The 20,094-nt window shown below is 41.2% G+C and carries 23 protein-coding genes; 8 read left to right on the forward strand and 15 right to left on the reverse strand.

The genetic code is table 11. The features are described 5' to 3' along the window. Positions 1 to 3 precede the first annotated feature (3 nt). Positions 4 to 516 carry a pimelyl-ACP methyl ester esterase BioV gene (gene bioV / locus SUN_RS05235; RefSeq protein ID WP_011980704.1) on the forward strand — a complete coding sequence of 171 codons (513 nt, stop codon included), beginning with the start codon at positions 4 to 6 and terminating at the stop codon, positions 514 to 516. Positions 517 to 571: 55 nt separating this feature from the next. Here the strand turns inward: bioV and SUN_RS05240 are convergent, their stop codons facing one another. The 4 genes from SUN_RS05240 to SUN_RS05255 form a co-directional block, all read right to left on the reverse strand. Beyond that, positions 572 to 3,331 carry a UPF0182 family membrane protein gene (locus tag SUN_RS05240; protein ID WP_011980705.1) on the reverse strand — a complete coding sequence of 920 codons (2,760 nt, stop codon included), beginning with the start codon at positions 3,329 to 3,331 and terminating at the stop codon, positions 572 to 574. A gap of 183 nt (positions 3,332 to 3,514) precedes the next feature. Continuing rightward, positions 3,515 to 3,694, reverse strand: coding sequence for a hypothetical protein (locus tag SUN_RS05245; RefSeq protein WP_011980706.1), 180 nt, complete (start codon positions 3,692 to 3,694; stop codon positions 3,515 to 3,517). A gap of 58 nt (positions 3,695 to 3,752) precedes the next feature. Then, positions 3,753 to 4,109 carry a type II toxin-antitoxin system RelE/ParE family toxin gene (locus SUN_RS05250; protein WP_011980707.1) on the reverse strand — a complete coding sequence of 119 codons (357 nt, stop codon included), beginning with the start codon at positions 4,107 to 4,109 and terminating at the stop codon, positions 3,753 to 3,755. After that, positions 4,106 to 4,378: a type II toxin-antitoxin system Phd/YefM family antitoxin gene (locus SUN_RS05255; RefSeq protein WP_011980708.1), complete on the reverse strand. Its 273-nt coding sequence runs from the start codon at positions 4,376 to 4,378 to the stop codon at positions 4,106 to 4,108. Before SUN_RS05255 ends, SUN_RS05250 begins: the two co-directional genes overlap by 4 nt. Before the next feature lie 481 nt (positions 4,379 to 4,859). Here SUN_RS05255 and SUN_RS13865 point away from each other — a divergent pair, with 481 nt between their 5' ends. After that, the gene (locus SUN_RS13865) at positions 4,860 to 4,982 is read left to right on the forward strand and encodes a hypothetical protein (RefSeq protein WP_255322728.1); all 123 of its coding nucleotides are present in this window, start codon (positions 4,860 to 4,862) and stop codon (positions 4,980 to 4,982) included. A gap of 225 nt (positions 4,983 to 5,207) precedes the next feature. Further along, a complete protein-coding gene (locus SUN_RS05265) occupies positions 5,208 to 6,062 on the forward strand; it encodes a type IV pili methyl-accepting chemotaxis transducer N-terminal domain-containing protein (RefSeq protein WP_011980710.1) in 855 nt (284 codons plus the stop codon). 166 nt (positions 6,063 to 6,228) lie between these two features. Here SUN_RS05265 and SUN_RS05270 read toward each other — a convergent pair whose 3' ends face one another. From SUN_RS05270 to SUN_RS05310, 9 genes are all read right to left on the reverse strand, one after another. Further along, entirely contained in the window at positions 6,229 to 6,996 is a 768-nt protein-coding gene (locus SUN_RS05270; protein WP_011980711.1) for a transposase, read from the reverse strand. A gap of 78 nt (positions 6,997 to 7,074) precedes the next feature. After that, a complete protein-coding gene (locus SUN_RS05275; RefSeq protein WP_011980712.1) occupies positions 7,075 to 7,629 on the reverse strand; it encodes a DUF3592 domain-containing protein in 555 nt (184 codons plus the stop codon). Positions 7,630 to 7,671: 42 nt separating this feature from the next. Then, positions 7,672 to 8,061 (reverse strand): hypothetical protein, encoded by a 390-nt coding sequence (locus tag SUN_RS05280; protein WP_148154659.1) that lies wholly within the window; start codon positions 8,059 to 8,061, stop codon positions 7,672 to 7,674. A 114-nt stretch (positions 8,062 to 8,175) separates the two neighbouring features. Continuing rightward, complete coding sequence (locus SUN_RS05285; protein WP_011980714.1) at positions 8,176 to 8,442, reverse strand: helix-turn-helix domain-containing protein; 267 nt, start codon at positions 8,440 to 8,442, stop codon at positions 8,176 to 8,178. A 106-nt stretch (positions 8,443 to 8,548) separates the two neighbouring features. Beyond that, positions 8,549 to 9,082 carry an REP-associated tyrosine transposase gene (locus SUN_RS05290; protein WP_011980715.1) on the reverse strand — a complete coding sequence of 178 codons (534 nt, stop codon included), beginning with the start codon at positions 9,080 to 9,082 and terminating at the stop codon, positions 8,549 to 8,551. Between the two features lie 226 nt (positions 9,083 to 9,308). After that, positions 9,309 to 9,671, reverse strand: coding sequence for a DUF7674 family protein (locus SUN_RS05295; protein WP_011980716.1), 363 nt, complete (start codon positions 9,669 to 9,671; stop codon positions 9,309 to 9,311). A gap of 410 nt (positions 9,672 to 10,081) precedes the next feature. Further along, a complete protein-coding gene (locus SUN_RS05300; RefSeq protein ID WP_011980717.1) occupies positions 10,082 to 11,302 on the reverse strand; it encodes a hypothetical protein in 1,221 nt (406 codons plus the stop codon). A 34-nt stretch (positions 11,303 to 11,336) separates the two neighbouring features. Further along, the gene (locus SUN_RS05305; protein WP_011980718.1) at positions 11,337 to 14,153 is read right to left on the reverse strand and encodes a helicase-related protein; all 2,817 of its coding nucleotides are present in this window, start codon (positions 14,151 to 14,153) and stop codon (positions 11,337 to 11,339) included. A gap of 13 nt (positions 14,154 to 14,166) precedes the next feature. Continuing rightward, positions 14,167 to 14,493: a hypothetical protein gene (locus SUN_RS05310; protein ID WP_041672697.1), complete on the reverse strand. Its 327-nt coding sequence runs from the start codon at positions 14,491 to 14,493 to the stop codon at positions 14,167 to 14,169. Positions 14,494 to 14,655: 162 nt separating this feature from the next. Between SUN_RS05310 and SUN_RS05315 the strand changes: the two genes are divergently transcribed. The 5 genes from SUN_RS05315 to SUN_RS05330 are packed head-to-tail and all read left to right on the forward strand — an operon-like array spanning position 14,656 to position 18,505. Continuing rightward, the gene (locus SUN_RS05315; protein ID WP_011980719.1) at positions 14,656 to 15,213 is read left to right on the forward strand and encodes an HdeD family acid-resistance protein; all 558 of its coding nucleotides are present in this window, start codon (positions 14,656 to 14,658) and stop codon (positions 15,211 to 15,213) included. Then, complete coding sequence (locus SUN_RS05320; RefSeq protein ID WP_011980720.1) at positions 15,200 to 16,552, forward strand: APC family permease; 1,353 nt, start codon at positions 15,200 to 15,202, stop codon at positions 16,550 to 16,552. Before SUN_RS05315 ends, SUN_RS05320 begins: the two co-directional genes overlap by 14 nt. Before the next feature lie 3 nt (positions 16,553 to 16,555). Then, positions 16,556 to 16,729, forward strand: coding sequence for a hypothetical protein (locus SUN_RS13650; protein WP_011980721.1), 174 nt, complete (start codon positions 16,556 to 16,558; stop codon positions 16,727 to 16,729). A 17-nt stretch (positions 16,730 to 16,746) separates the two neighbouring features. Continuing rightward, complete coding sequence (locus SUN_RS05325; RefSeq protein ID WP_011980722.1) at positions 16,747 to 17,664, forward strand: EI24 domain-containing protein; 918 nt, start codon at positions 16,747 to 16,749, stop codon at positions 17,662 to 17,664. Position 17,665: 1 nt separating this feature from the next. Then, positions 17,666 to 18,505, forward strand: coding sequence for a zinc-dependent peptidase (locus SUN_RS05330; protein WP_011980723.1), 840 nt, complete (start codon positions 17,666 to 17,668; stop codon positions 18,503 to 18,505). Here the strand turns inward: SUN_RS05330 and SUN_RS05335 are convergent. Further along, positions 18,502 to 19,827 carry an APC family permease gene (locus SUN_RS05335; RefSeq protein ID WP_011980724.1) on the reverse strand — a complete coding sequence of 442 codons (1,326 nt, stop codon included), beginning with the start codon at positions 19,825 to 19,827 and terminating at the stop codon, positions 18,502 to 18,504. The genes SUN_RS05330 and SUN_RS05335 overlap by 4 nt on opposite strands. Before the next feature lie 13 nt (positions 19,828 to 19,840). Further along, the gene (locus SUN_RS05340; protein ID WP_041672699.1) at positions 19,841 to 20,068 is read right to left on the reverse strand and encodes a hypothetical protein; all 228 of its coding nucleotides are present in this window, start codon (positions 20,066 to 20,068) and stop codon (positions 19,841 to 19,843) included. Between the last annotated feature and the right edge of the window lie 26 nt (positions 20,069 to 20,094).

The following is a 20,094-nucleotide window of genomic DNA, read 5'->3' on the forward strand; positions in this document are numbered from 1 at the left end:
ACCTTGCGTTACTTCAACGGTTTTTCCCTCAGAGGAGAAGAAGGATTTTTTAGTGAATGGCTTGTAGGGAGTGAACTCTGTGTAGTCGGTTTCAGTTACGGTGCACAGCAGGCACTGGAATATGTTCATGCCACATCCAAAAGAGTGGATAGGCTCATCCTGCTCTCTCCGGCATTCTTCCAGATGCAGAAGTCCAGTTTCATTCGAGCGCAGTTACGCTACTTTGAAGCAGACAAAACAGCTTACACAACACAATTCCTTCAAAATGCAGCTTATCCGTCCACAGTCGATCTTGAACCATACCTGCAGATGGGAAGCAAAGAAGAACTCGAGTCACTCCTGACGTATCGATGGGAGAAAGAGAAAATAGAAGAGATACGCCAAAGAGGTACGGTAATAGAAGTCTTTCTCGGTTCAGAAGACAAGATCATCGATGCGGAGAAAGCATTTGAATTTTTTTCGGATATCGCGACCTGTTACTGGCTGAAAGGTGCCGGGCATCTGCTGTTGAAATAACCTGCTTCACAAAAGGTGAAGTGAGATGTGACTGTAAATGATTCTGTGATCATTGTTATTTAACTTTTGGCATACCGCTTGACTTGGTTTCAGACTGAGTCATTTTTAATAAAACCGATTTCATCTCGTCTAACTCTTTGCCAAAATTAGCCCAATCATTCTGTCGTAGGGAATCCATAGCCTTGTTGTAATGCTCAAGTGCTTTATGCGCTTCAATAGAAAGAACAGTCCTTCCTCCTACATGTTTGCCTGCCGATTGTTGGGGGTTAGCCATCTGACCCGGGGCAACATTAAAGACAGCCTCGAGTGCTTCATCGAGTGTTTTCCTCATCTCTACCTTCTCTTTAAAAGCCACGATAACTCTTTTCAGTTCAGGAATTTGACCCTCTTCCGACTGCAGGTATACCGGCTCAACATAAATAAATGAATTTTTTATGGGAATCACCAGTTGATTTCCTTTTATAACCCTTGAACCTTGCTGACCCCAAAGGGTCAGTTCAGAGGAAATGTCGGGCTGCTGATTGATTCTGGCTTGAATTTGCATCGGCCCGTAAATGAGCTTGTCTTTAGGCAGGGTATACACGATCAGTTCACCGTAATTTGGGGCATCACAGCGGGCACATAACCATGCGTTCATATTATCCTTTTTGGAAGGTGTAATAGGTATCATCAAAATAAATTCTTCATTTTTCGTATCAGGCAAACGCATAATAATATAATAGGGGAACATTTTTTGTTCTCCTCTGCTGTATGTTTCATTTGGAATTTCCCAGTAGTCTTCCTGATTATAAAACACTTTGGGATCGGTCATGTGATACACATTGTACATTTTAGTTTGAATATTAAACAGATCTGTCGGATAGCGGATGTGTGCTTTCAAAAAACCGGGCATGTTGCTAAAAGGCTTAAACAGTTTGGGATAGATCTTCTCATAGGTCTGAACCAGCGGGTCTTTTGGGTTAATGACATAAAATGAAACATCTCCGTCATAAGCATCAATGACAATTTTGACAGAGTTGTTGATGTAATTGATCCCTCTTTCTATCGGATTATGGTAAAGCGGTTCGGAATAGGGGAACATATTGCTTGTGGTGTAGGCATCCTGTATCCAATAGAGTTTGCCATCCTTACCGACAACCGGATAAGGCTGAGAGTCGAAAGAAAGAAAAGGAGCAAGCGTTGCTACACGCTGCATGATGTTCCGGTGAAACATAATACGACTTTGCTTGGTAAGGTAACCTGTAAAAAGAATATTAATGTCGGAAAACTTCCAGGCATATACCAGACGCCTGAAAAGAGAAGAGATCTGCACGCCTCCTTTTCCCGCATATGAGGCATAAACATTATCATCCCCTTTGGGATAATCAAATTCTTTGGCTCTTGTATTGACCAAAACAAATTGGTTTGTTTCTTCGCCATAATAGATAGCCATTTGCTTGATATTCAGGTTAACGGATGTCGTTGGGGGAATATCTTTCACAATAAGTTCAGGCATTCCATCGGATGTGATCTCATTGACAGGGTTCATCACAACACCATATCCGTGGGTATAGATCAAATGATTGTTTACCCAGGTTTGTGCCCGAGCAGGAATTCCCAATTCAGGCAACTCTCTGGCTCCCAATACCACTTCGGTGTATTTATGAAAATGATAACGGTCAACCTGTACATTTTTAAAATCATAATACAGGCGAATTTCCTGCAATTGCTTGTAGGTTTGTATCAAAGGCCTGCGGTCCCATAAACGTATATTTTCAATAGTATGACGGTTATCGAGAATATCTTTGTATGTTATATTCTGATCTACAGAAAAAGGTTTGACCTTAATGTTATCTAGTCCGAAGGCTGTCCGGGTAAATTTTATATTATTTAATATATAAGGTGTTTCTTTCTTCAGTTCATTGGGTTTTACGATATATTGTTCAACGATTCCCGGATAAATCCACACAAATCCTGCCCAAACCAAAACCCATAGTCCCAAGGCAGAAACAATGACTTTTCTTTTTTTATAAAAAGGATAAAAAAATAAAAGTATCGTTATGATCAAACTCATAACGAGAATAGTCCAATAGGCAGGAATCTGTGCATGAACGTCCATGTAAGAAGGTCCGTAAGCAACACCATGGGAAGAATATAAAATATTATATAATTTTATAAAATAGAGTGCAGAAACCCCCAGTGCAAAAAAGGCGGTCAGCTGGGTTAAATGGCTTTTTGCCTTCCCGGTAATGTTAAATTTTCTACTAGTAAAGTTAAATGCAGTATCAATGTAATAAGAAGATAAAACACCGATAAAGGTAATGACGACCATAAAAAGATACCAACTTACAACAAATTGATACACCGGAAGTGTAAAAATATAAAATCCTGCATCTTTCCCAAAAATAGGTTCTTTCAAATCAAAAGAAGACGGATAAATAAACTTTAAAAAGTCATGCCAATATGCGGAGGCGTAAGAACCCATAACAATGGCAAAAAACAAGATAATAACAGCCCACAGCCAGGCAACCGCTTTCCCCTGGTACAGCGGCAATATCTTCTGTCTCGGGTCATCATCCGCAAGGGGAATGTTGTTCCTGCTTTGGCTTCCCCCGTGATATGCAAAATGAATGTGGATACCTGAAAATAAAATGAAAATGAGAAAAAACAGGATGAATGATAAAATTTTGGTCAGGAGAATAGTGTCAAATACGGAATCGTATCCCATGTTTTTAAACCAAAGCCAATCGCCATAATAATCAACAAACAGGCTGAACAGATAAATAGTGAAAATGGCAAGAGCTGTAATAATAATCGGTTTTTTAAGTTTTTTCATAATTTTTGTTTCCTTTCCTCTTTCCCATCCGTCCTAGATAGGAACGCATACTGCAACCTAAAAAACATGACATGGTGTGAAACGGAATCCACACTTGCACATAATTTTCCAACTCTCTTGTTGCTCTATAATACAGAAAAAAGATAAAACCATGAGCAGAAGCCGATACGAAATAGGGAGCAGTCACCTATTGAGCAGGATGAGTCCGACAATGATCAAAAACGCAAAGGCTATCAGTACTTTATTTTTGGTGGAAGTATCTGCATTGTAGTGGGCATACTGGTTGCTGTGACATCCTACACAGTGGTCACCAAAGTAAGGCTCACCGCATTTTACACAGGTTTTTGGTTCTTTTTTCTGCATAGCAATCCTTTTACTTTTCTAACACTTAAAGATAGCCAATAAATTGCCACTAGGTAATTTATTGGCTACTCTGTTTTGTAAGCATATTCCCTCTTAATAGTTTTTGTAACAACAACTCTTCTACATTTTGTCTTGAATCAAAAATAGCCATAATATAAACAGTGTCATTTTCAATTTTGTACATAATTCTCCAAGGTTGTACAATGAGTTCTCTATAAATAGTTATACCTTCTTTTAGAAGTTCAGGAACTACTCTGCCTCTTAAAGGAAAAAAGTTGCTAGATTGTGCTTTTTCTCTTATTTGTCCATAAACTTCTCTTGCAGCACTTAGACTATCTTTTTTGATATAATCAACAATATTTAAAAGGTCTTCTTTTGCATTTGAAGTCCATTTAACTTTATAAGTTTTACTCATTTACCGAGGATTTCTTCAACAGAGCTGAAAACATCTTCTTCAGTATGAAGATTTCCACTCCTAATATCTTCTTCTGCAAATGAAAGAAGCTTCATTATAGCAAGGGCATTTCTCATATCTTCATAGCTTTTTGGATCTTGTATAACAGCTTTAGCTTCGCCATTTTGGGTGATTATCATAGGTCTATGAGTTTCATTGATATATTTTAAAACATCAGCTGCTCTACTTTTTAGATAGGTAACAGGCTTTATATCATTTATAATTTGCATAAAATCTCCTTCAGTCCTTTTATTGTACCAAATTCAGACTTAATATGCAAGTATAATGCTAACGTTTGATTTGAGAAATATTTGATCCGTAGGGTCAAATATTTCTTTCCAATGATTTGTTAGACAAGCTATCAACCAAAGTGTAATTCTCTGTGACAGTTTGGACAAACAGCAATAGCATTTTCTAGACTATCTTCGCCACCGTCTGAGAGTAAAATTTTGTGATGCACTTCAAGATATAAGGCGTATTATCTTTTTTTCTTATAAATGGTGCTTTTTGATTACATTTTTTACATATACCATTTGCTCTATTTAAGATGAGGGGCCAAGATGAGCAAGATGAGGGATGATAGACCCCTATGTTTCTATGCTTTCTATGCTTCTATGCTTTGGAAATTATTTTAGAAAAATGCGCTCAAGGCTCGGTGCACCGAAAGCCATTACTGCAACGGCGCATAAACTTGCAAGGATCGTTTATTCTATGCTGACGAATCAAACGCCTTATGATGAAAGTATTTTTACTGTTGAAGAGTTAAAGTACAAAGAAAAATTGATGAAGAAGTTGAAAAGCCAGGCCGTATCTTTTGGAATGACACTTGTGTAAGCTAAAATGCCTGAAAGCACCTGAATTGAGGGCTTTGGGGTTTCAGTTATTTAAGAGAGGTTCCCTTTAGCCCCACACAGAGTCAAGAGTGAAACTAAAGTTTTCACTTCCAAAAAACAGATGATAGCTTGTAAATTTGAATTACTTTTCTTGATATATATCAATTCCTGTTTGCAGATCTTCTGCTATGATAAATTGAATTTATTATTACCAAAAGGAGAATTGATGAAAAGAATTTTTTCAGCAGCGGCTATAAGTGTGTGTTTGACAGTGGGTGTGACAACTCTGGCGACAGCGGAGAATGCTCCGGCAGCGGTAGCTCAAACCAAGCAGCAGAGCGGTGTCGTGATCAACCTGGCGGGTAAGCAGAGAATGCTGACGCAAAAAATGAGCAAAGAGGCACTCTATATCGCCAAAGGGATCGACGCGGAAGCCAATACAGAAAACCTCAAGAAGACAGCAGCGCTTTTTGATAAGACACTCAAAGGGTTGATAGGCGGTGACAGCAGTCTCAATCTCCCCAAGACTGACAACAAGGAGATTCTTGCACAGCTTCAGAAGGTAACGGATCTTTGGGTGCCATTCAAAGCCAATATCGATAAGGTGATTGCAGGCAAGGCGGATAAAGCGACACTTGAGGCAATCGCCAAAGAGAATCTTCCGCTGCTCAAAAATATGAATGCAGCAGTGCAGATGTATGCTAAAGCAAGCGGTTCCAAGCTCGCTCCCGAAATGGCCAAAAAGATCAATGTTGCCGGGAGACAGAGGATGCTGACCCAGAAGATGACAAAAGAGCTGCTTCTGATCGCCAACGGAATCGATGCAGATGCCAATAAAGCAAATATCAAAAAGACTGCGGCGCTTTTCGACAAGACACTTGACGAACTGATTGCAGGTTGCAAAAAAGCGGATATCAAAGCGCAGTTCGAGGGGGTCAAAAAGATATGGGCTGAGTATGCACCGATCGTGAATGGTGCCGATACTTCCGATGAAGCGCTCAAAAAAGCAGAAAAACTCAATATGACACTGCTCAAAGAGTCCAACAAGGCAGTCAAAATGCTTGAGGCCTCTATCAAGTAGGTAGTTCGATCTCATTGTAGTATGCTGATACAGTATACTGCAAATCTACAATTGCAATCTATATGGAATCGGAGGCTCTGGCCCCCGATATCTTTCCCAAACTTCTTTTATCTTATCCCATCATTCCAAAGATAAGAAAGATAAGGGGTCGTGTGACAACAACAGCTCATTTCCTGTTCCTCTTAATTATCCCATTCACTGCCTGTTGTGATATACCTAATACTTTAGCGATCATATGCTGAGAATAGCCTTTGTCATATGCTTTTACGATTTGCCTGTTTCTCTCTTTTTTATCCTGTATCTCTGAAAATATTTTTGTAAGTTTATTGATATCAGGTTTTTTGTTTGTATTGGGAGCTTCCACCAAAGAAGATGCTGTTTTGAGCTCTTGCAGTATACTACTGTCTACTTTACTGTTCAACATCTCTTTGATCGCTTCTATGTCATGGCCATGATTTTGTACTATCCATGCATTTTGCAGACATTCCGGTATTTGCTTTTCTAAAAAGTAATGATAAGAGCTGTAAGGGTAATCTTCTAGACTTTTTACCATATTGGCTTTCAGCGGGTTTTGTTCTATGTAGAGCATCAGTGTATAGAGGTAAGCCTCATCAGTGACATACCAGGACTTGAAGCGACCTTGCCAGAGATGTCCTGAGCGATGATATTTTTTGTTAAAGTAAATGGCGTAGTTCATGTTAAGTTGTCTCATGAACTTGGAGAGGTTTTCCCGGCTTGTCTCTATGAGCAGATGATAGTGATTGGACATCAGGCAGTAGTTATGCAAAGTGATCCCATAATTCTTCATGGTGGAGCACATCAGCTCTTCAAACTGTTCATAATCGTCAGGTTCTTTAAAGATGGGCATTTGAGCCACACCTCTGTTGATGATATGGTAATACCCAACTAGTTCGATACGGGGTCGTCTTGCCACCACCACTCCTTTTTGGTTATTTGGAGGAGTATAGCATAAGATGTATTAAGTTGTTGTTGTCACCTGACCCTTATTTTTTTACTCTTCATCTTCACTCTTCTCATCTTTATATAAAAACTCATATTTTATGACGAAATAAAGCGGTATCATTAGTATCAGCGCTATCATGATTATGTTCCACGAATATGGGAAATTAGCTCCAGGTTCCAGAACAGCTTGTTCAGGGTTGTCAGGATTATAATAGACCGTTACGCTGTTTCCTTTAGTGTAAGCTTTTGACTGTCGATATGAATCACTGGTAAAAAAATTATTTTTATATCCATACATTACTCTGTCGCCTATGAATATCTTTTGATCTATTTCATATTTATAATGAAATGCTATAGATGGTGCACCTCTTGGATGACGTCTATAACTACTGATATTTTTACTTAATAATGAAATAGTGATTTTTCCCTGTACTGAAGGCCATCCGGTACTTTCGTTTGCAAGCTTTATCTCTTTTACTCCGATATAAAAAAAATAAAGACCAATAAAAACTGGCACGACAATCATAAAGAAAAAAACAAACCTACTCTGCTTGCACATCTTGTAAATCTCATGGGTAATGCTTGCTTTTTTTTGCCTACTCATCTGCTTGACCCTCTTTTCCCACTATTGTGCTACCCGTAATACTCACTCCATGCATCCCATATAGTCTACTGTCTTAGGATTCTTTGCACAAACTACTTGAGGCTCAAGTTCTTCGATAGTTTTTTTAAGTTTAGCTATCGCTTGCTCTCTTTTTTCCTTGTCTACCCAGTCATCAGAAGTTATCTTCTTCATTCTATTTTTAAATGCTTGACCCATCTCTGAAGTTAAAAATTCCTGCCGTGCTTCTTGTTTACACTCCAAATACTCTTTCTCTGTTTTTAGTTTTAGACATACTAATCCTTTTTTAGCACCCTTGAGTGCAGGTGCACTTATCTTAAGTAGCATTCTTTTTGCTATTTCCTGCTCATCAATTTTTTCTACACCATTTAATACTGATAATCCTAGCAATAAAATTAAAAATATCTGTTTCATTTTCAGTCCCCCCAATATTTTTTCGCCTTAATGTTATCTTAAGTTTTTAAAGTATGGAGATAGGGGAGATAGGGGTCAGAGATAGAGAGATAGGGGTCAGGTGACAATAACAACTCATTTCCTGTTCCTCTTAATAATCCCATTCACTGCCTGTTGTGATATACCCAATACTTTAGCGATCATATGCTGAAAATAGCCTTTGTCATATGCTTTTACGATTTGCCTGTTTCTCTCTTTTTTATCTTGTATATTCGAAAATATTTTCGTAAGTTTATTGATATCAGGTTTCCTGTCTATATTGGGAGCTTCCACCAAAGAAGAGGCTGTTTTGAGCTCTTGCAGTATACTACTGTCTACTTTACTGCAAGTTGTTATTGTCACCTGACCCCTATGCTCCGCTAGGGTAAACTATTGCTCTCCAAGTACTTGTTATGTTTTTTTACTCGTTCCACAGCTCCAGCTGTGGAATGCATATCAGTATTTAAACTCACCACAATCTCTCTACCTCCAATAAGCCATCAACACCACTATAATCTCTAGCACTAGAGTATCTCCAATGTTCAGCTTCATCAATATATCCTCTTTTAACTGGGTTTTGATGGATATAGTTTACTTTTTCAAACATCATTTTTTCACCCTGTATAAGTTTAGGATGAAATCCCTCTTCCCATATTTGGTAAGTGTTCTCTTTTCTATGTGCTTTTTTATGAAATGCAAACTGTTTTAGCAATGTTGTTGCATTATTTTTTTCTAATAATTTTAACAATTCATAGGCAGTATAAGATTTAAACTTCTGCATGGTTTTACTTATGTCATCACTACTAGCTACAAGATGTAAATGATTTTCCAATATCACATAAGAGAAGATAATCATATTGTCATTTTTTTGTAAATGACTTAACGAGTCTATAATGATTTGTACACTCTCTTGGTTTGTAAACAGTGGCAACCAATGTAGTACTGTACATGTTAAAAAGTGTGGATGTGTTGGTTCATATATCTTATATCTACTGCGTCCCATAATTTAGTATAGCGTTTTATGGATTATATGAAGTTAGTTTTGCTATTTGGAGTCTGATAAGCATTCCACAGCTGGAGCTGTGGAACGAGTTAAAATTCATTCCTTGCCTTTTATGTCTTTTACTAAAGTGTAGTATAACGACTTTCGTGAACAATAATTTTCCCACTAGGGTAAATTATTGGTCTCCACATATTTGTTATGTAGTTATAGAAACTCAAAAATTCATTTAACCAAATGTTCGTTTAGATTTCAATTGTTCTTGAGGTGTTAATCCATAAAAGTCTAAATAGAGATTTTTAAGGATAACAGGTAACATTTCCCAAGCCCATTCATTGTGATGAAGATCTAAAAACTCAACAAACTCAGTGTTAATTAATGCCTTTAATTCTCTGTTTCCAGTTAAATAAGCTTTTTCAGCTAGTTCATAACAAAGATTGACGGTATTTTTATCTTTATTTCCAACTGCATAATTAGTAAACTTTCTAAATTCATCTATCTCTAATGATAATAAACCTTCTTGTTTGTTTATAGTTTTTGTAAGTTCAGGAAATAGTGTTTTTAATTCTTTTAAAAATTCACTTCTGTGCATAATGCGTCCTTTACATAACGGCCGCGCTGATCGCCATTCAGTATGATATCAGAATAACCCGAAGGGTATTCTGGTAGCAGACTTGATGTGTGTATCCTGGCATTTGATGGACGTAGCGAAGCGGAGACCAGCAAATGGCAAGGGATCACGTTCAGTGCGCAGCGCGGCCGATGCGATGTTGTAGCGAAGCGGAAACGTCGCATCTATTTATTCAAGGAACATTATATACCAGTTTACTTATAAAATCTAAAATAAACAGACATAGAAAATATCTGTTTATTTCTAAAAATATGTCAATATACACTCCAAGGGCATTTCTTCACTGCGTTCAGGGCAAAGATTTTTACTATTGAACCCGAAATGAACAAGGGCAGGGTGGCAAGCCCTTTGGATATAATGTGAGAGTACAGCTACTTTTTTTCTATTAGTTTCGTTAATTCATAGTATTTTTTCTGTATTTGCATATTCTCGAAGGGTACGATGTTGGGAACCTGTATCTTGCTGACCTCCGAGAACATGTGTTGACTCTCCGAGATCAGTTCGTAAAGGTCCGCACTCAGCACTACGGTTTTGTAGGTATTGCGCGCCAGCTGTAGGTTCTTTTGTGTGATCTTTTGTGCATTGATCATACTGACCTTTGAGGTAATGAGGTCCTGCCTGTAAAGTTCGGCTACATGGGCCGTCAGTTCCTGTGCCTGTATATTCTTTTCGTAAATACTTCTGCGTCTCTCACTCGCTTCCGATGCGGCAAGTCTTTTTGTCTCTGCAACCATTTTTTTTGCCTCGAACATGATATTGTCTATCTTTGGGATGTAGAGATTATCTACTTTATCGATGTAGTTTTGTTGAATATAGACGACCAGTTCCAGTGAGACCAGGTGCAGGCCGTAGTATTTCTTGGCATAGTTCAGGTCTTCACTGTTCTCTTTCATCAGTACCATGATCTGCTGGGTAATGTGCTTGAGCACATCCATCATCAGTGCCATCTGAATGATATCATCCCCGTCCACACGCGTCAAAAGTACATTGATCTGCTCGGGCGTCAGGTTCACACCGATGTCGGAGAATTGCTGTATGAGCTTCTGTTTGATCTGCCCGATACGGATCTCATTGTTTTTGTTCTCCTCCTGCAATGCTTCGATCTTCCCGGCATATTCCGATTTGGTGGTCTTGATCTTGCTCTGCAGAGGTGCAGAGATCTTCTTTTCTCTGTAGAATGCGATCGTGTTCTTGTTGGCGGCAATATCCTGTCGAAGGCTGTTGATCCCTTTTTTATACGAGAGAAAATCATCTTCGATGAGGGTATCGATGATCCTGTTGAATACCTTGTCGAGATCTTCCTGAATATCTTTCTTGTCTGAACCGATCCAGGAAGAGTCGGGGGCTTTTTCAAGCTTGTCTGTATACTCCAGTCCTTTTTCAAGGTCTGGCAGCAATTCATCCCAGAGTGTATTCATGTGTTCTGCTTTACTTTCTTCCTTGCTCAACTCGGAAGGTTTGAGCTCTTTGTAGAGTTCTACTGTTTTGTTCCTGGTAGTTTCATAGAGTTCGGTACCCTGTTTGAGCATATCGGATTTCCAGTCAGCCTGAATGAAAGTGATCGAAGCCAATAAAATAAGGTGAATTCGCATTATTAATCCTAATATTATTTAATATAGTTAAAATCTATTTTTTTCTTCTTCCCCGGTATCCACCTCTGCAGGAGTGGGAAGAGGAGCCTCTTTTCCCTTGTGCGTGACAGCTGTCACAAATGGAGAACCTGTAGGAGAAGTCGAGGACCTTTCCACATTTTCGGCATTGTTTGGTGAAGTGACCCTGGCGCAGAGAGTTTTCTATGTAATTGTTCAATCTAACACGTGCCTGTATAGCCTTTTCAGTATCTTCAAACATATTGGGGAACTTGAAGCTCAGCCAGAGATAGAGAGAGATCTCCCGTACCCGGTCTTCGGCATTGAGCAGCATATCGTTCGTCTGGGCAAATTTTGGCAGGTCTCTTGGCGGTATATAGCGTACCTTTTTGCCCGCTTCGATCTGTTTGATATAGCGATGAAAGACCGACTCGATGTAAGGCGAGGAAATACTTGCCGGAGCACAGGAGAGGTAGAAACGTGTTTTCAGGTCAAGGTCATACTCATCCACTATGGCGGCGATCTCCAGCATAGAGTCGATATTGGCTGCCATGAAGGGACCGTCAAACTCCATATTGTCCGCAAAGAAGCCCAGGATGGTGGTAATGTTCTCTGTCTCAAGGATCTCTCCTATGAGCATGACATGCTCGAGGCTTGCCATGACCGAGACAGGCAGTTCGATGTCTGCAAGCGGTGCATGGAAGGCTTTGCTGACAGTATCGAGTGCGGCAGTATCGAGAGCACCGACATAGCCTTTTTCTTCAAAACCGTAGCGTCCCGCCCGTCCGGCGATCTGCTGTACTTCCGTAGGGAGCAGTTCACGTCGGCGCAAACCGTCGAATTTGTTGTCTTTGGCAAAAAGGAGTGTTTTGATAGGCAGGTTGAGCCCCATGGCGATGGCATCGGTCGAGACCAGTATCTGACTTTCTCCTTCTCTGAAGCGTCGTGCCTCTTCGCGTCTGACCTCTGGTGAAAGGTTTCCGTACACCACCGAGACAGAGTATCTTTCAGAGAGCTGCTGTTTGAGGGAAAGGACTTCCCTTCTTGAAAAGGCTACCACTGCGGTCTGAGGTTCTATTTTTTTCATGGAAAGAGGGTGTTTCATTGTTACAAGTTCATTCTTGCGTTCAAAGTGTACCACCTCCAGCTCCTCACCGAGGTATTCGCAAAGTGCTTCCACCGCGTGTAGTGCATTGGCGGAACCGGTGAGTATCACCTTCTTGGCCGGTGCCCCTATGAGTGCGTTCGCCCAGGCCCAGCCGCGGTCGCGGTCGGAGATCATCTGTATCTCGTCTATGACGCAGACATCGACATCGACGGCATTGTTCATCATCTCTATGGTTGAAGAGATATGGGTGGATTCCTCGTCTATGATCTCTTCTTCCCCTGTTACGAGAGAGACGTGTACGCCTTCTTTTTTGAGGTTCTCATAGCCTTCGAGTGCAAGCAGGCGAAGCGGTGCGAGATAGTAGCCTGTTGTGGCTTCTTTCAGCTCTTGTAGCGCAGTGTAGGTTTTCCCCGAATTGGTCGGCCCCACATGAAAGACGATCTTGCGTTTAAGTTCTCGTGCCAGAGGGAAAAGGTTCTTGAAGTCACGAATGGTCTTAGCCAGCAGCTCTTCGCGTTTCTGTTTCTCCAGAAGCGGTTTGATATATTCGCCAAAATGGAACAGTACACGACGTCTGCTCTTTTCTTTGAACTTCAGGGTATGTGAAGCACGTATCTGAGGTTCGACGAAACGTACGATGAACTCATGCAGCACTTCATCTTCTACCGTAAGTTTTGCGCTCATCTCTTTCATCTCTTCGAGCAAGTCGCCTATGGCCACCTTGAAATGTGCCAGGAGGTCATCATTGACACGGTTGAGATCTTCTTTGACAGGCAGTTGGGCACCGCGCCAGATGAGAGAATAGAGAAAAGGTTTTTCATAGGAGACCGACGTGTTGTAGAAGAGGGTGGTACTAAAAAGATCATGAAACTTCTCTTTTTCAATGATGATATGGTCCGTACTCTCAAAAACCTCATATTTTTCACTGATACTGTGCAGCAGACCTTCTATGAGCGAAAGCGGCAGCGGTGCATGGTGCAGTTCCAGTTCCGGCGGCATGTGTTTGAGAGCCTCGGCCATTTGCTCTTCGTTCAGGTAGGGGTGTTCGTGTTCAAGAATGGAAGTAAAGAACTGCTCTATCTCCTGAGTACGTTTGGCAATGGTCTCTTCTTTGATCTCTTTGAGTCTTTCAAGTATCTTCTCATCGGACATTTCCCACATCTCATCCAAAGGCAGGGGAGGTGTAGTGCATTGCAGCAGTTTGTTGAAGTCGAAGGCTTTGAGTTTAAAAATGAAAGAGTGGTAGAATTCCATTTCATTGAGTGAGTTGAATTCAACATCCAAAGAGCGTTCAAGCGCAGTAAGTCTTCCTTTCATACGCAAATAATGCAGTTTCCCTACGACTTTATCAGGAGTTATCTTTGCGCTTCTGACATCGATGAAAGCATCGAGTATCTGGTTTTCCTCTTCCCTGCTGTGTTCCGTTTCGTCAAGAATCTGCAGTATTTTTTCTACTTTGTCCAGAGGAGCACTGCGTCTGCTCTTATGTACGGCTTTGTGGCTTTGTGTCAGATAGGAGACGATCAGTTCACGGGTCCCGGCACCTTCCTCACTCCAGACACGCCTCAAAGCGCGTACCATATCCTCTTTTTCATGCGAATCAAGGTCTATCTCAAGAAGCATTATCAGTTCCGCAAGTTTACCTTCATCGAGTGTGGCTATGCCCTCGTCAAAAGGGAGTCCGTTAAAGTAGTTTCGTATTTTGTTGTTGAGTTTTATCAGATATTTTTTCTTTTTCTTTGCCATAGTGGCAGTATAGCTAATCTACTGTAACAATGTCCACCAGTTCTACACCATCACACTCTTTTTTCAGACGTTTATGTTTGCGTGCATCCTCTTCGGCCAGCTCCAGCAGGTCTGCAAAATCATTCTTGCTCGCAGTGAAATCATAAATGCTTTTGTGACTTTTAATGAGAATCTCCGTATTCTCCTTGCTCTGCACATCGATGTTACGCAGTCCCTTGGCAAATTCGCCTTTGATCGCCTTGAGCACTTTTTCGTTTTCAAGGAGTTGTTTCAGCTCCAGTTCAATATAGACGTCATTCTTGCACATTACGGTATAGCTTACTTTGATCATACCTTCCATTTTTCCCTCCGTTTTTTCTCATCATACACAAAGTCAGCCCAAAAAAATAAAAATATGTCATATTGTCATATTATCCGTCCCATTTCTCCTTATCTGAGATGTTTACTTTATGTTTAACATTGAGTCCTATAATGTCAACATTACAGTATTTAAAGGATAAATATGTGGAAAGTACCCAAAGAGATCGAACAGCTCGAAGTGTTCAAAAAAAATGCAAAGACCGTTGGTGTCATTTTGATGGTCATAGGTTTTCTGGGAGCGATGTTCCCTGTGGCGGCATCATTGACCACCGTGGTCTTCGTGGCATGGATGCTGTTGATAAGTGCATTCCTTGTAGGGTATTTTACCTATAAAAGTGATGCCGGTGACTGGAGAGGATGGCTTAAAACACTGATCTTCTTTGGGGTAGGTGTCTATATGCTTGTCAACCCGGCCGGAGGTATCGCTACCCTGGGACTTCTTTTTTCCATCTACTTTTTTATGGATGCTTTCAGTGGATTTACACTGGCTGCCTCTTTTTACCCCAATAAAGGATGGGGGATCTGGACATTCAATGCCATTCTCTCACTGCTGATGGCAATGATATTCGTCATCGGATGGCCGCATACCTCCATACTGCTTATCGGTCTGCTAGTAGGTTTCAGCCTCTTCTTTGACGGACTGGCTCTGGTAATGGGTGCAAATCTATTTGATAAAATGTGGAAAGATGATCAACAATAGAAAAGCTTTCGGACTTTGGTCCGCAGTATTTCTCGGTATCGGCTCCATGGTGGGTGCCGGTATTTTCATTGTTATAGGACAGGCAGGTGCCATCGCCGGTAATCTGGTCTGGCTCTCTTTCATATTCGGCGGTGCAGCGGCACTGCTCAGCGGATATTCTCTTGCAAAGCTTGCGATCACCTATCCTTCGCGTGGCGGTATAGTTGAATATCTGGTACAGGGCTTTGGTGAGGGTGTTTTCTCTGGAAGTGCAGGGGTGCTCTTCTATTTTTCCCAGCTCATCGCCATTGCTGCTGTGGCTAAGTCGTTCGGTGCCTATGCAGGTACCTTTGTGCATGGTGGAACGATGTCGGAAAACATTTTTGCGCTTGGAGTAATGGGACTTTTCATTCTCATCAACCTGATCGGCGCTTCACTGGTTGCCAGATCCGAGAATGTGATCGTAGTGATCAAGGTGACTATCCTGATCGCTTTTGCCGGTGTTGCCCTTTTTTACATAGATCCAAAACTTTTGGACACTGAAAATATGCCGCCGTTCAAGAGTATGCTTTTTGCGATAGGGTTGACCTTTTTCGCCTATCAGGGTTTCAGCGTCATCACCAATACGGTAGAAGATATGCAGAACCCCAAAAAAACGATGATGCGTGCTATGATCATTACCATTCTGATCGTTGGGATACTGTATATTCTGACAAGTATTGCAGTACTGGGAAATCTTCCGCTTGCAGAAGTGATCAGGACAAAAGATTATGCACTGGCACAGGCTGCTGAACCGATCTTCGGTGCCATAGGTTTCAAGGTTATGGCAGCCACAGCACTGTTGGCGACCGCTTCCGCGATCAATGCAACACTCTATGCCGCAACGGAAATCGGTTATACACTGGCAAAAGACGGAGATCTTCCGGAGAATTATACTTACAATGTATTTCATTCATTTGAAGGACTCATCATCTCAGGGCTTCTGGTCATACCGATGATCCTTTTTCTGAATCTTTCACAGGTTACTACGATCGCGGCATTGGTTGTACTGGTCATACAGGGTTTGACCCATGTGGGTCATCTGCTCCGTATCAAAGAGACCGGTGCCAATTTCTATGTGGTACTTGGCGCAGCACTGAGTATGTTCGCTATAGCCGGCTTGACACTTTACTATACGAGTATGAAAGAAATGCCTATGATCGCATTTTACATGTTTGGTGCTTTTGTACTGGCATTTGCCATTGAAATACTCTTGCGTATAACCACAAAACGTGTCATTAAAATTCAGACAGATGCCAAATTGATCGAAAAATTTGAACAAAACATAAAAAACAAGTTTAAAAAAATCATAGGAGATTAAACAATGGAAGAAGAAAAAAAAGTAGTTATTTCAGGAATTGACATACCTTTTATGGATTTAGTGGTATTATTAATAAAGTTGGCATTGGCTTCAATTCCTGCCATGATAGTGATATTTGGGTTCCTGACTTTGGTATCGACTGTTTTTGGCGGAATATTCAATATGTTCATGTTTTAGAATATAAAGGAAAACTGATGAATAATATAATGAACTCGATCTTCTTTGGATTCAAAGAGATCCTTACTTGGCGGACTATGAAATATGTCACGATCAGCGGAGTTATCGTCTCTCTGGTCTGGCTGGGGATCGGTATACTTGTATGGGATGGTCTGATCAACTTCAGCAGCAAGATCATAGATATGGTACCGTTTTCCATGCTCCGGTCAAACGGAGCATGGATGCTTTCGACCTTTTTGTGGTTCCAGATGACACTGATCACCTTTGCACTTATCTTTGCTTTTTTCGGTAATCTTATTTTGCGTAAGGTCTCCAAAGAGAAATACAGTACCTTTTCCGTACTGATGCTTGTCGGCTCTGCACTTTTCTGGGGTCTGATATGGTTCTTTAAAGGAAGCTATATTTACCATCAGTTCCTGCAACTGCTTACCTGGCTGCCGTTTGAAACAGTAGAGAAGGGTATCGCCTTTCTGATAGGCTTTTATATCATTTACAATGCTATCGTAGTGAGTCTGGTCTTTCTTGCAAGCATATTCAGTGAACCACTGATCGAACTGATCGAGATAGAACATTTTCCCGAAGATAAAGTCATTCGAGACAATGTGTTTAAAACAACACGGTACACTATCAAGGACAGTGCAATCTTCATTGGACTTTCCATATTGGCATTTCCGCTTCTTTTTGTTCCGCTACTGAATATTTTTATCCAGATCGCACTCTGGATATGGCTGATCAAGGATACTATGGGTTACGATGCCGCAGCATTAACACATGAGAATGTGGACAAATCTATTCTGAAAGAACACAGTGGGACTATCTGGTTTGTTGCTTTCGTGACGGTTCTTTTCAACTTTGTACCGGTCTTTAACATCTTCGGTCCGTTCTTCGGCCTTATCACAATGTTCCATTATTTCAAGACGCTGGATAATCACTGATTTGGCATCATATTATCTCAATCTTCTCCTCTTTGTCAGTCTTCTGGGCCTGACGATTCTGGGCTATTGGCTTATCAAATGGTATCGTCAAAAGCAAGAATTACAGCGTATTGCCGCAATGCCTTTTGAGGAAGAGGACAGAAGCGTCCTCTCCCGCATCAAACAATACCAGTATCTCAGCTCTGAAGAAAAAGAGAAGATAGAACGCTCCATACTCCGTTTTATGAACACCAAAAATTTTATCGGTGCAAAGCTGGAAGTTACAGAAGAGATGAAAGTGGTCATTTCTTTTTATGCCTGCCTGCTTTTGCTGCATATTGACACAGAGAACTGCTACGATAATTTAAAGAATATCATTATCTACAATCATCCTGTCATGATAGACAGAGTACAGAATAACGGCGGCATCTTCTCAAAAGAGCAATTCCTCATTGACGGACAGTCTGCGAACGATACCGTTGTCATTATCTGGCATGATGCCAAACGTGAAGCCTACCATCCCCGAAAAGAGAATGTCATTGTGCATGAATTTGCCCATGAGATCGACTTCATGGACGGAGAGATAGACGGTGTTCCGCCGATGGAACGCTCCAAATACCATGAGTGGACCAATGTACTTTACAAAGAGTTCGAAAAGCTGAATAAGGTTGCCATGAAGAACAGGGACTGGGGTGATTATAAATTCATAGGGGAATATGCGGCAACGAACGAAGCGGAGTTCTTTGCTGTGATCAGTGAACGCTTCTTCGAATCACCGGGCAGTCTGAAAAAGAAATTCCCCGATCTATACAATGAACTTAAAGATTTCTACGGTGTAGATCTTGCAGCGAAGGAAGCCTAACGCTTTTCGCCACTTTCTTCTTCTACTTCCAATGCCTTATCAAGGTATGGAGCAAGTCGTTTCTTCTTGAGATGATAATAGGTAAAACTAAAAACAAATACCGCAAAAATTACGATACCGCTTGTAATGAGCGAAGCGGGGGAATGGATCATATTGTAGCCTATGAGTACTCCTGTGGCGCTAAGGCCGAGCAGAGTACCGAATCCTGATATCAAACGGTTGCCACCGGTTTCTCTGTAAAGTTTAAAGTTGGCGAAGTTCACCAGTGAAAAGACAACAAGAAAACCGAAACTTCCTGCTACCGAAATATTGTCAAGGCTGAAAGAGGTTGCAAAGATGATCCCCAGCAGGGCAATGATGATCATTCCTTCATAGCCATTTTTGAACTTCCTTTCAAAATGGTTGGGAAGTTCTCCATACCTTGCGATCAGATAACTGGTACGGCCTCCGCCGTAGAGTGTCGCATTGATCGCCGAAGCGGTTGAGAGCAAGGCAGCGATACCGATAACGATGAAACCCGCCTTTCCGAAAAAGGGCTCTGCAGCAACTGCAAGCACATAATCCTGTGCCTTCTTTGCCTCTTCAAAAGAGACATTCCCGACTGTGACCATTGCGATCCATATGTAAAGGATAATGACGAATATTACGGCGGAATAATAGGCTTTTGGAAGTGTTTTTTCCGGGTTTTCAACATCTCTGGCAGTGTTTGCGATCAGTTCGAATCCTTCATAAGCCAAAAAGATGATAAGCCCTCCGGTAAGGACAGAAGGCATAGGCATCCACTCCTGTGGTGCCATATGGGTCATATCTATGGTTGAAGTCCCAACTGCGGCAAAGACGGCAAGTATGGCAAGTTTGGCAAAGACCATAATATCCTCAGCGCGCCCTGTCAGAAAGGCACCCATCATATTGATAGTCATAAAAAATAGAATAATACCCGCTGCCAGAGCCTTATGCACCCACATGACATCGTCTCCCATTATAAGTGCCGAACCGTAACTGCCGAAAGCATAGGCATAAAGCGCCAGCATAATGACATAGGATATCAGCAGCAGGTTATTGATGATGGAGGAGAAGAGGCCGTTGCCGAAAGCCTGGACGATGAACTCGATACTCCCGCCTTCACTTGGGTAGCGCAGAGAGAGTTTGACATAGGAATAGGCGGTGACCAGTGCGATGAAACCTGCCACGGCAAAAGCTATGGGCGCGGCACCTTTTGCCAGATCGATAGTAAGTCCGAGAACGGCGAAGATGCCGCCGCCCACCATACCGCCCACACCGATACTGAAAGCTTCAATGAAGCCGATCTTCTTTTCTTTCATACTTTTATGCAGGCTATTTGGTCTTACACTTCAGGCTCTGGGCCTTGATGGCATGCAGACGATTGAGTATATGTTCAAATTCGGCTATATCATCCTGATATTTCTTTTCCAGAATGGATTTTTTCTCTTCTATCAGCTTGATCTGTTTTTCAATATCTTCAGGATTGGCATGGCAGTCTTTCGCCGCATCCTGCTCTTTTTCAAGCACCCAGTCCATTGCTTTTTTCATAAATTCCATCATTTTTTATCCTTCTATATTTTAGTGTG

It is taken from the genome of Sulfurovum sp. NBC37-1 (assembly GCF_000010345.1).
Taxonomy (GTDB): Bacteria; Campylobacterota; Campylobacteria; order Campylobacterales; family Sulfurovaceae; genus Sulfurovum.